This is a genomic window from Allobosea sp. 05T433 (genome assembly GCF_056396065.1).
Genome location: NZ_JBFTKS010000068.1, coordinates 1 through 9,053 on the forward strand (window position 1 = coordinate 1; position 9,053 = coordinate 9,053).

At 63.8% G+C, this 9,053-nt stretch carries 5 protein-coding genes and 1 pseudogene; 3 read left to right on the forward strand and 3 right to left on the reverse strand.

The features are described 5' to 3' along the window. Positions 1-44: 44 nt before the first annotated feature. The 3 genes and pseudogenes from aspD to AC1DGP_RS34515 all read right to left on the reverse strand — a co-directional run. Positions 45-1,664 (reverse strand): aspartate 4-decarboxylase, encoded by a 1,620-nt coding sequence (gene aspD / locus AC1DGP_RS34505; protein ID WP_441490983.1) that lies wholly within the window; start codon positions 1,662-1,664, stop codon positions 45-47. Positions 1,665-1,716: 52 nt separating this feature from the next. Next, a complete protein-coding gene (gene aspT, locus AC1DGP_RS34510) occupies positions 1,717-3,408 on the reverse strand; it encodes an aspartate-alanine antiporter (protein WP_476769974.1) in 1,692 nt (563 codons plus the stop codon). Between the two features lie 54 nt (positions 3,409-3,462). After that, positions 3,463-6,102 (reverse strand): annotated as a pseudogene (locus tag AC1DGP_RS34515) (decarboxylase); the annotation flags it as partial. A gap of 124 nt (positions 6,103-6,226) precedes the next feature. Here AC1DGP_RS34515 and AC1DGP_RS34520 point away from each other — a divergent pair. The 3 genes from AC1DGP_RS34520 to AC1DGP_RS34530 form a co-directional block, all read left to right on the forward strand. Then, positions 6,227-6,496: a hypothetical protein gene (locus AC1DGP_RS34520; protein ID WP_476771123.1), complete on the forward strand. Its 270-nt coding sequence runs from the start codon at positions 6,227-6,229 to the stop codon at positions 6,494-6,496. A gap of 111 nt (positions 6,497-6,607) precedes the next feature. After that, positions 6,608-8,365: a DUF3300 domain-containing protein gene (locus AC1DGP_RS34525; RefSeq protein WP_476833225.1), complete on the forward strand. Its 1,758-nt coding sequence runs from the start codon at positions 6,608-6,610 to the stop codon at positions 8,363-8,365. Beyond that, the coding region (locus AC1DGP_RS34530; protein WP_476833226.1) for a DUF2950 family protein at positions 8,362-9,053 on the forward strand (692 nt) is incomplete at its 3' end. The genes AC1DGP_RS34525 and AC1DGP_RS34530, both read left to right, overlap by 4 nt.

Sequence of the window (9,053 nt, forward strand, 5' to 3'; positions counted from 1 at the left end):
AGGAAATCACCTGCCCACACCTTCACTCCTGCCGCTCTCGCGCGTCAGGGCTTTTTGGCGAGAGCGAGATTGTAGGCATCGAAGGCCTGGCGGTAGCCACGCGCCACCGCGCGGGTAGCGCGGCCGATCTGGCTGTAGACCTCGTCGTCAAGATTGGCGAAGGAGACGCGCACCGACCAATCGGGGGCGTGGAAGCCGCCGCCGTTCAAGAGCACGATGCCGTGGTCCTCGGCGAGGCGGAAGACGATGTCGAGCGGATGGACGTGCTCCTTCATATAGCTCACCACCTCGGGGCCGACATATTTATTCGCCCAGAACTCGAAATCGATCAGGCCGTAATAGCGATCATGCAGGGGRTTGTCGGGCACATCGATGCCCAATCCTTCGATCATCCGGTCRACGCGGGACTTCACGATATCCATGCAGGTCTTTTGATAGAGCTTGGCCTCGTCCATCATCTCGGACAGCGAGAACATGGTCATCATCACCTGCTGCGGCAGCGACAGGCCGGCCGTGTGATTCAGGGCGATGTCGCGGCTGTCGGCGACGATGCGGTCGATCAGTCTCAGTTCGCGCGGCTTGAGCGTGATCGGGCCATAGCGGGTATCGAGCACCGTCAGGATCTTCTCCGGATGGTTCGCGATCGCCTTGTCCARGATRTTGTCGCGGTGRATGGCGATGACGCCGAGCCGCCAGCCGGTGCACCCGAAATATTTCGAGTAGGAGTAGACCCCGATTGTATTCTGCGGGAGCGCGCCGAGCAGGCCACGGAAACCCTTGACGAAGGTGCCGTAGACGTCGTCGGTGAGGATGATCAGGTCGGGACGCTTGGTCTGGACCARTTTCACGATCTTGGCGATCGTCTCCTCGCTCAGGGCAACGGCATAGGGATTGCCCGGATTGACGACGAAGAAGGCCTTGACCTTGGGGTCTTCAAGCTTCTTGAGTTCCTCGTCGGTGAACTGCCAGCGGTTTTCCTGAGGCGCGGCCACCGAAACGATGTTGAGGCCGTAATCCTCRAGATGCGGCATTTCGAGATAGGGCGTGAAGATCGGGGTCGCCAGGGCAATCGTGTCGCCCGGGTTCAGGAGCCGGTTGGCCTTCAGCGACTTGAAGATGTAGCACATCGCYGCCGTTCCGCCYTCGACGGCATAGAGGTCGAACTGGCCGGATGGGTGCGGCTCCCCGCACATCGCCCACATCAGGTATTCATGCACGATGCGCTCATTGTGCACGAGCATGCGGTCAGGCACCGGATAATTGTCGCCAATGATCGAGTCGACGAGCTCGTGCACGAAGGCGTCTGGTTTGAAGCTGAACTTATTGATGGCAAAGGCGACCATCTCTCGGAGGAAGGTGGCGCCGGGCGAGTCCTTGTGATCGGCGAGCCAGTCCTCCAGCCGCTCGGCAATACCCTCGGCCTTGGGCATGCCGCCAATGCCGGCGGCCTTGTGCATCACGCGCCTGCTTTCCGTGATCGCAAACTGCCCGAGCAGGAAGAAGCCCTCGCGCGGCGTCATCGCGACCCAGTTCGGATTGCCGCGGCCGGCGTTCAGAAGGGCGATCGAGGAGGTCTGCGCGGTCTGTTTAGCGAGACGGATCAGTTCGTCCTTGATCTCGAAGGGGCTGAGGGTTGCGAAACTGCGTAACTTSACCAGGTCCATGGCATTTCCCCATGTTCTTCATGTGCAACGAATGCGTCAGTACGTGTCGCCGTTAGGTCAGCAGCATGATGATCACCATGCCCCAGATCGTCAGAAGGGTGTTTCCCACCGCATAGGTCACGGTGTAGCCCAGAGCCGGAACCTGGCTTCCTGCGGTCTCGCAGATCATGCCGAGCGCTGCCGTAGTGGTGCGGGCGCCGGCACAGGCCCCGAGCAGAATGGCCGGATCGAACCGGAATATGTATTTGCCGGCGAACATCGCCAGGATGAGCGGGATCGCGGTGGCCAATGCACCCCAGAGGAAGAGGCCAAGGCCTTGCGTCTGCAGCCCCTTGACGAAGCCGGGGCCGGCGGAAATTCCGACGCACGCGATGAAGATGTTCAGGCCGACCGAGTTCATGAACCAGACGGTGGAACTTGGGATGCGGCCGAAGAGCGGGCGCACGGAGCGGAGCCAGCCGAAGACCAGGCCGGAAATCAGCGCGCCGCCGGCTGTCGAGAGGGTCAGCGGGACACCGCCGACCTTGAACACGAGAGCGCCGACCAGGGCGCCAAGCGTGATGGCAGCACCGATGAAGGCGACATCGGCGACGTCGCTGGCCCGGTCGGGATGGCCGATGACCTTGCCAACGGCGGCAATGTCCTGGGTCCGGCCGACGATCGTCAGGATGTCGCCACGCTGGATCACGGTGTTGGCGAGGATCGGGATACTGGTRGCGGTCGCGCCCCGCACGATCTTCCGGAGGAAGACGCCGCGCGCCTGCGGCATATGCGAAATCTCCGCGAGCGTCTTGCCGTCGACATCCTTGCTGGTGACGTAGACGTCGACACCCTCGGCCTTGACGTCGAGGAGCTCGGCATCTTCGACCTCTTCGGCGGCCTGGCCGATCAGGTTGACGAGAACCTCCCGCGGGCCGGCAATGGCGACGATGTCGCCCTCCTGCAGAATGGTATCGGTGGTCGCGTCCTCGATGATGCCATTGCGGCGGATGCGTTCGACGAAGACCCGCGCATCGGGAACCAGCGCCTCGGCATCGACTGCGCGCATGCCGACAACCCTGGCGCCGCTTCGCACCTTGAAGGCGCGCAGCTCGAAGCGCCGCCAGACAGAACCCGGGCCGCCAAGCTCCTTGTCGCCGCCGAGCCGCGCCTCATAGTCCTTGCAGGCCTGGACGAGGTCGATGCCGAGAAGCTTGGGTCCAAGCTGGGCGAGGACGACGGCCGATCCGACTGTGCCGAAGATATAGGTCACCGCATAGGCGACGGGCATCGCGTCGAGSMATTCCTTGGTCTGTTCCGGCGAGAGACCGAGGCGATTGATCGCATCGGTCGCCAGGCCCATCGAGGCCGAAATCGTCTGCGAGCCGGCATAGAGGCCCGCCGCATAGCCCGGATGGTAGCCGGCGATCTTTGCGATGATGACCGGTATCGCGAGGCAGAACACGGTGACGACGACCGCAAAGATCGCCTGGGGCGCGCCGTCCTTGGCGATGCCTCGCACGAATTGCGGGCCAACGCCGTAGCCGACGGCGAACAGGAACATCAGGAAGAACGTCGATTTGACGTTCGGGGAGATCGTGATCCCGAGCTGGCCGATGAGGACGGCCGCGATCAGCGTGGAGGTGACCGCCCCGAGGCTGAAKCCCTTATARGCGAAGCCGCCGACATAGTATCCGATCGCCAGGGACAGAAAGAGCGCGATCTCCGGATAGCTGCGAAGCGTACTGGCGAACCATTCGAACATGCCGATCTCCCTATTTGGCRGCSCMGARCTGCCGCGCWTTCGCTGGCAAGTGAGCTAGGMAGCCCGCGGTTTCTTGCGGGCTGTTTCGTGATTGGCGCTCTTCTTCCCGGCGAGCACGTCCGTTCTGAGCAGTTTCAGGCCCTTGGCCTTCTCGTAGCCATGGATCTCCTTCACATCGAGCTTGCGCATGAAGGTGATCGTTTCGTGCGTGATGACCTGGCCGGGCACCATGATCGGGAAGCCGGGCGGGTAGGGGATCACGAAATTGGCCGAGACCATGTCCGGCCCGTCCTTGAGGCGSCGGTCGCATTCRGGGCTGTCGATCGGCACATACTCGCACTGCTTCTCGGAATAGGCGGCGAAGAATGCGGTGCGGATGTCCCCTTCCGGGGTCTTGTCACCTGCGTCCTGCCGGAACGTTTCGTGGAAATGGCTGAAATTCGGCAGATCGGGCACGTCCTTCATCAGCGCCTTGACSCGCGCTGCGAAGGCCGTCTGCTCCGCCTCGCCACCGTGCTTGAGCCTTGTATCGATGCTCCTGCAGATCTTCAGGAGCACGCTGATCAGAAGCGCGACATCGCTGCGCGTGTTGTTGATGTTCGATTGCAGCAGAACCGAGTTTCGCGAGGTCTTGTTGAGCTGGATGTTGTATTCGGAGGCAAGCAGGCCCTTGAAGCTGGTACCATCGAAGCCAGCCGTGCCGCAGACCAGGGTCATGCGGGTGGGGTCGAGGCAGAACTCATCCTCGCGCATGCTGCGCAATTGATCATCCCAGCGCGTTCCCGGAGCCAGGAAGTCGACGAAGCCGCTGGAGCGGTACTCCTTGGGCACCATCCCATCGGCACCGACGATGCTGAAATACTTGGAGATCAGCGGATGCGAGTTGATCTCGCGGCGAATGTCGAGAGCRATCTCGATGGCGTTCATGACGAGGCCGTAGCCTTCGAGCTCCATCTGGCGACGGGCGACATCGAGGCTTGCGATCAGCTGCTGGTTCGGGCTGGTCGAGGCATGGGTGAAGATCGCCTCGTGGAACTGGGCCTCGATCGTGTGGAAATCGACATCCTTCACCAGCACCATGGAGCCCTGGCGGATGGCCGACATCGACTTGTGGGTCGAGTTGGTCTGATAGACCCGCAGGCGAATGGCGCGCGGATCGGGAATGAGGCGCGTCTGCAGCAGCTTSTCGGCTGAAGGCGCATTRCCGAGTTCGGCGCGCTGTTTCTCGAACTGTTCGACTGCTCCGGGCGTCTGCGCCCAGGCTTCGATGTCGSYGGCTGCGCCCATGCCGGTCCGAGGYCGGAGGAAGGGCGACCAGCGCGCGAAKCCGAACCAGGCTTCATCCCAGAGGAAGATCAGGTCTGGCTTGATCGCCAGGCATTCCTCCATGACGCGCCGCGTRTTGTAGATGTGGCCGTCGAAGGTGCAGTTGGTGAGATCGAGCATCTTCACCCGGTCGAGCCGACCTTCGGACTTCAGGTCGAGCAGCGCCTTCTTGATGGTGCGCAGCGGGACCGCGCCATACATCGAGAATTCCGCCATCGGGAACGCTTCGACATAGAAGGGCTGAGCCCCGCTCAGCACCAGCCCGTAATGGTGCGACTTGTGGCAGTTGCGGTCGAGGATCACGATATCGCCGGGAGCGACCAGCGCCTGCAGAACCATCTTGTTCGAGGTGCTGGTTCCGTTGGTGACGAAGAACACGTGCTCGGCGCCGAAGGCCCTCGCAGCCATGTCCTGTGCCCGTTTGATGTTGCCCGTGGGCTCCAGCAGGCTGTCGAGCCCGCCCGTTGTCGCGCTGCTCTCCGCCAGGAAGAGGTTGATGCCGTAGAACTGCCCCATGTCGCGGATCCAGGGCGAGCGGAAAACAGATTTGCCACGCGCGATCGGCAGCGCGTGGAAGGTGGCGATCGGTCTTTGCGCATAGCGCTTGAGATTGTCGAAGAAGGGTGTCTCGAAGCGCGCCTGGATGCCCTCCAGCAGCGAGAGATGGAGTTCGAGCGGCTCCTCGATCTGGTACATGACCCGCCGGATCATGGCTGCGCGGGGATCGCCGGCGAGCTTTTCCACCCGGCGATCCGACAGAAGGTAGATGTCGAGTTCCGGCCGGATCGCCTTCAACCCCGCAGCCAGGCGCAGCGAAAGGTCGGCCTCGTCCGCCTCCTGCAGCAAGGGTTGCTGGGTGGCGAGCACATTTCTCAGCACCGATGCGTCATGGCGAGAGCGCAGCGCGAAGCCCTCATAGATCGCGACCGCTGCAATGTCGGGGTTCATCACCGCGGCGCAGACAGCGTCCTCGAGACTTCCGACCAGCACGGATTCATAGATGAAGGCATCTTCCTGCCGTCGCAGCCTGCGGAACTCGCCGGCGATGTGGGGCCATCGGGCGGGCGGCGCGGGCGATACGATCAGCAGTTCGAAATAGGGCCGATGCGTCTGGGTTTCGCCAAGTGCCGGCGGCAGCAGATCCGCGGGTTCGGGGAGGGAGAGATCGGCCGCCTGCCGTTCGCCTGCGTCATGCTTGTAGTTGCCTGTGATGATGTCGACCGAGATGCGCTTCGCAAGAGCGAGAAATCCGGCCTTGTCCTCGTTCCTGAGACGTTCGCGCAGCGCCGCGATCAGCTCCGTGCCGGGAAAGGCATGGAACTCCTCGAGCACGCCGAGGTCATCGAGGGCCTGCTCGACGGCGCCCCGCTTTGCGTCTCCGTCCTTAGGGACAGGTTCTTGTTGGCAGGAATTCGCTAGAATTCACGGGGTAGGTCGGAACGCATTGCGATGTCCTGCGTGGGTTAGTCGCGAATTGAGCGTGGAGGCTTTGATGATGAGCAGGCTGATCACCCTTGCAGCGTCCGTCGTAATGGCCGCCGCGGTTCTTGTCGCATCAGCTACCGCGCAGACCGTCGGAACAGCGAACTCATGCAACAAGATCAATGGCTGCATGTGGGATTTCATCTACGAGAACCAGATGATGAAGCAGAGCGGCCTATTGACGAAAGCCATGGAGGAGGGCCGCGCGAACAAGGAAGCGTTCGAGGCGCTGCGAGAGTGGGAGCGCACCCATGGCACCGCCCCAAGCAACCTGCGCTAGCAACGGCTCGAATTCGGTATCCGGGGCTGTCCTGATACTGGCCTCGACATTCCGGCAGCATGCCCTTCCGAGGTGCGAGCGCCCCGAAGGAGCGGAAATCGGGAGCGTGCGATGATTCTCCAGTTCGTGCTGGCGGGCGTGTTGGCCTTGGCGCCCCCCCTTCAATCCTTCGCACAAGCGCAGGCGCCCGCTCCTTCGCCGGGCGCGGCAGTGACGCCCGCGGCCCTGCCGGTCGATCAGGCCCTGCTCGCGACAGCGCAGCTCGACGCGCTCCTCGCTCCCGTGGCGCTCTATCCGGACACCCTGCTGGCTCAGGTGCTGATGGCCTCGACCTATCCGCTCGAAGTCGTACAGGCCCAGCGCTGGGCTGCCGAGAACAAGAAGCTCAAGGGAGACGCACTCAAGGCCGCCGCGGAGAAACAGGCCTGGGACGATAGCGTCAAGGCATTGGTCGCCACGCCGTCGGTGCTCCAGATGATGAGCAAGAACCTGGAATGGACGCAGAAGCTCGGGGATGCCGTTCTCGCTCAGGAAACCGACGTCATGGGCGCTGTCCAGCGGATGAGGTCGCGGGCCTACGAGAACAAGAAGCTCACCTCGGGTACGCAGCAGACGGTGACCGTGCAGCAGGAGGGCGCAAGGCAGACCATCGCGATCGCGCCGACGGCACCGGACACCATCTATGTGCCGTACTATGAGCCCAGCGTCGTCTACGGCTCCTGGCCCTATCCGGAATATCCGCCCTACTACTTTCCCTACACGGGCTACATAGCGGCCGGCGTCGTTGCGACCGGTCTCGCCTTCGGCACCGCCTACGCGCTCGGACGCTGGGCGACCGGCGGCTATTGGGGCGGCAACATCAACTGGAACAACAACAACATCAATATCAACCGCGATCGCGTGACGCACTGGCAGCACAATCCGCAGCATCGCCAGGGGGTCAGATACGGCAATTCGCAGGTTCAACAGAGGTTTGCGAACACCTCACGCCCGGGCAGCGACGGACGCATGGACTTTCGCGGGCGGGACGGAAATCAGGCCCGCCCGGACCGGCCCGATCGCCCCAACGCCGGAGCTGGCAACCGGCCGGATCGCGGGCAGGGGGCCAATCGGCCTGACCGACCCAATGCCGGCAATCGCCCCAATGCCGGCGCCGGTGCAGCGCGTCCCGATCGCGGCGTAGGGAACCGTCCTGCCACCGCCGACCGCGCGCGCCAGAACCGTCCGAACGCGCAAAGGCCGGCGCAGGCCAATCGCCCCGGCGGCGGCAACGTCAATCGGGCGGCTGGTCCGCGCCGCGACAATGCCTTCGGCAACATGCAGCCCGGCAGGGCAGCCAATTTTCAATCCCAGCGCGGACAGGCGAGCTTCGCTCATGCCGGAGCGCGGATGGGTGGCGGCGGATTTGGCGGTGGTCCCAGGGCTGGCGCCGGCGGCTTTGGCGGCGGCGGGGCACGCATGGGCGGCGGCGGTGGCGCGCGCATGGGTGGCGGCGGTGGGCGTGGAGGCGGCGGTCGCGGGGGCGGCGGTGGGCGGCGTTCCGACRTCGCGCTCAAGGATCATATCGTCGAGCTCGGCCGGCTTCGGAATGGCATCGGCTTCTACCGGTTTGCCTATCGGGGCAGCGACAGGCGCTATGTCGGCGTGATGGCGCAGGAGGTCCAKGAGGTCGCGCCCGACGCCGTGACACGGGGCGCCGATGGTTTCCTGCGTGTCTATTACGAGCGCATCGGGGTGCGGTTCCAGACCTACGATCAATGGCTGGCATCCGGCTCGCACGTACCGACCGGAACCATCCGCCATGAATGTGCGGCGACGGCACTATGCCGTGCCACTGTCCCGGAGATGTCCGGAGGTATGCTGCCATGATGCACCTCAACCGGATCCGTCGGCGATGGCTGAGCCTCGCAATCGCGGCTGCCACCTTGGCCGGGATCTCCGCAGCCAGCGCGCAASAGCGCTTCAAGACRCCCGAGGCGGCCGCCGCAGCCCTTGTGGAAGCCGCCCGCACCAGCGAGACCGGCCCGATGCTCGGCGTTCTCGGGCTCAAGGGGCGCGACATCGTCTTTTCCGGCGACGAGGTCGCCGACGCGGCGGACAGGGAGCGCTTTCTCTCCGCCTATCAGGCCAAGCACCAGGTCACGGTCGACGGCGACAAGGCGACATTGCTCGTTGGTCAGAATGACTTTCCGTTCCCGATCCCGATCCTGCGCAAGGACGGGGAGTGGCGGTTCGACACAGAGGCCGGGCGCAAGGAAATCCTGTTCAGGCGCCTCGGGCGCAATGAGCTCGATGCGATCCAGGTCAGCCTGGCCTATGTCGACGCCCAGAACGACTATGCGAGCAAGGACAGAACCGGCGCCGGGCCAGGCTCCTATGCCCAGCGGGTCGCGAGCCGCCCGGGKAAGCGCGACGGCTTGTTCTGGGCGACCGGGGCAGGAGAAGAGGCCAGTCCGCTTGGCGCTCTCGCCGCGCAGGCCGAGCGCGAAGGCTACAAGGGCGGGCAGGGCAAGACGCCCTATCACGGCTACTACTACAAGATCCTCAAGCGCCAGGG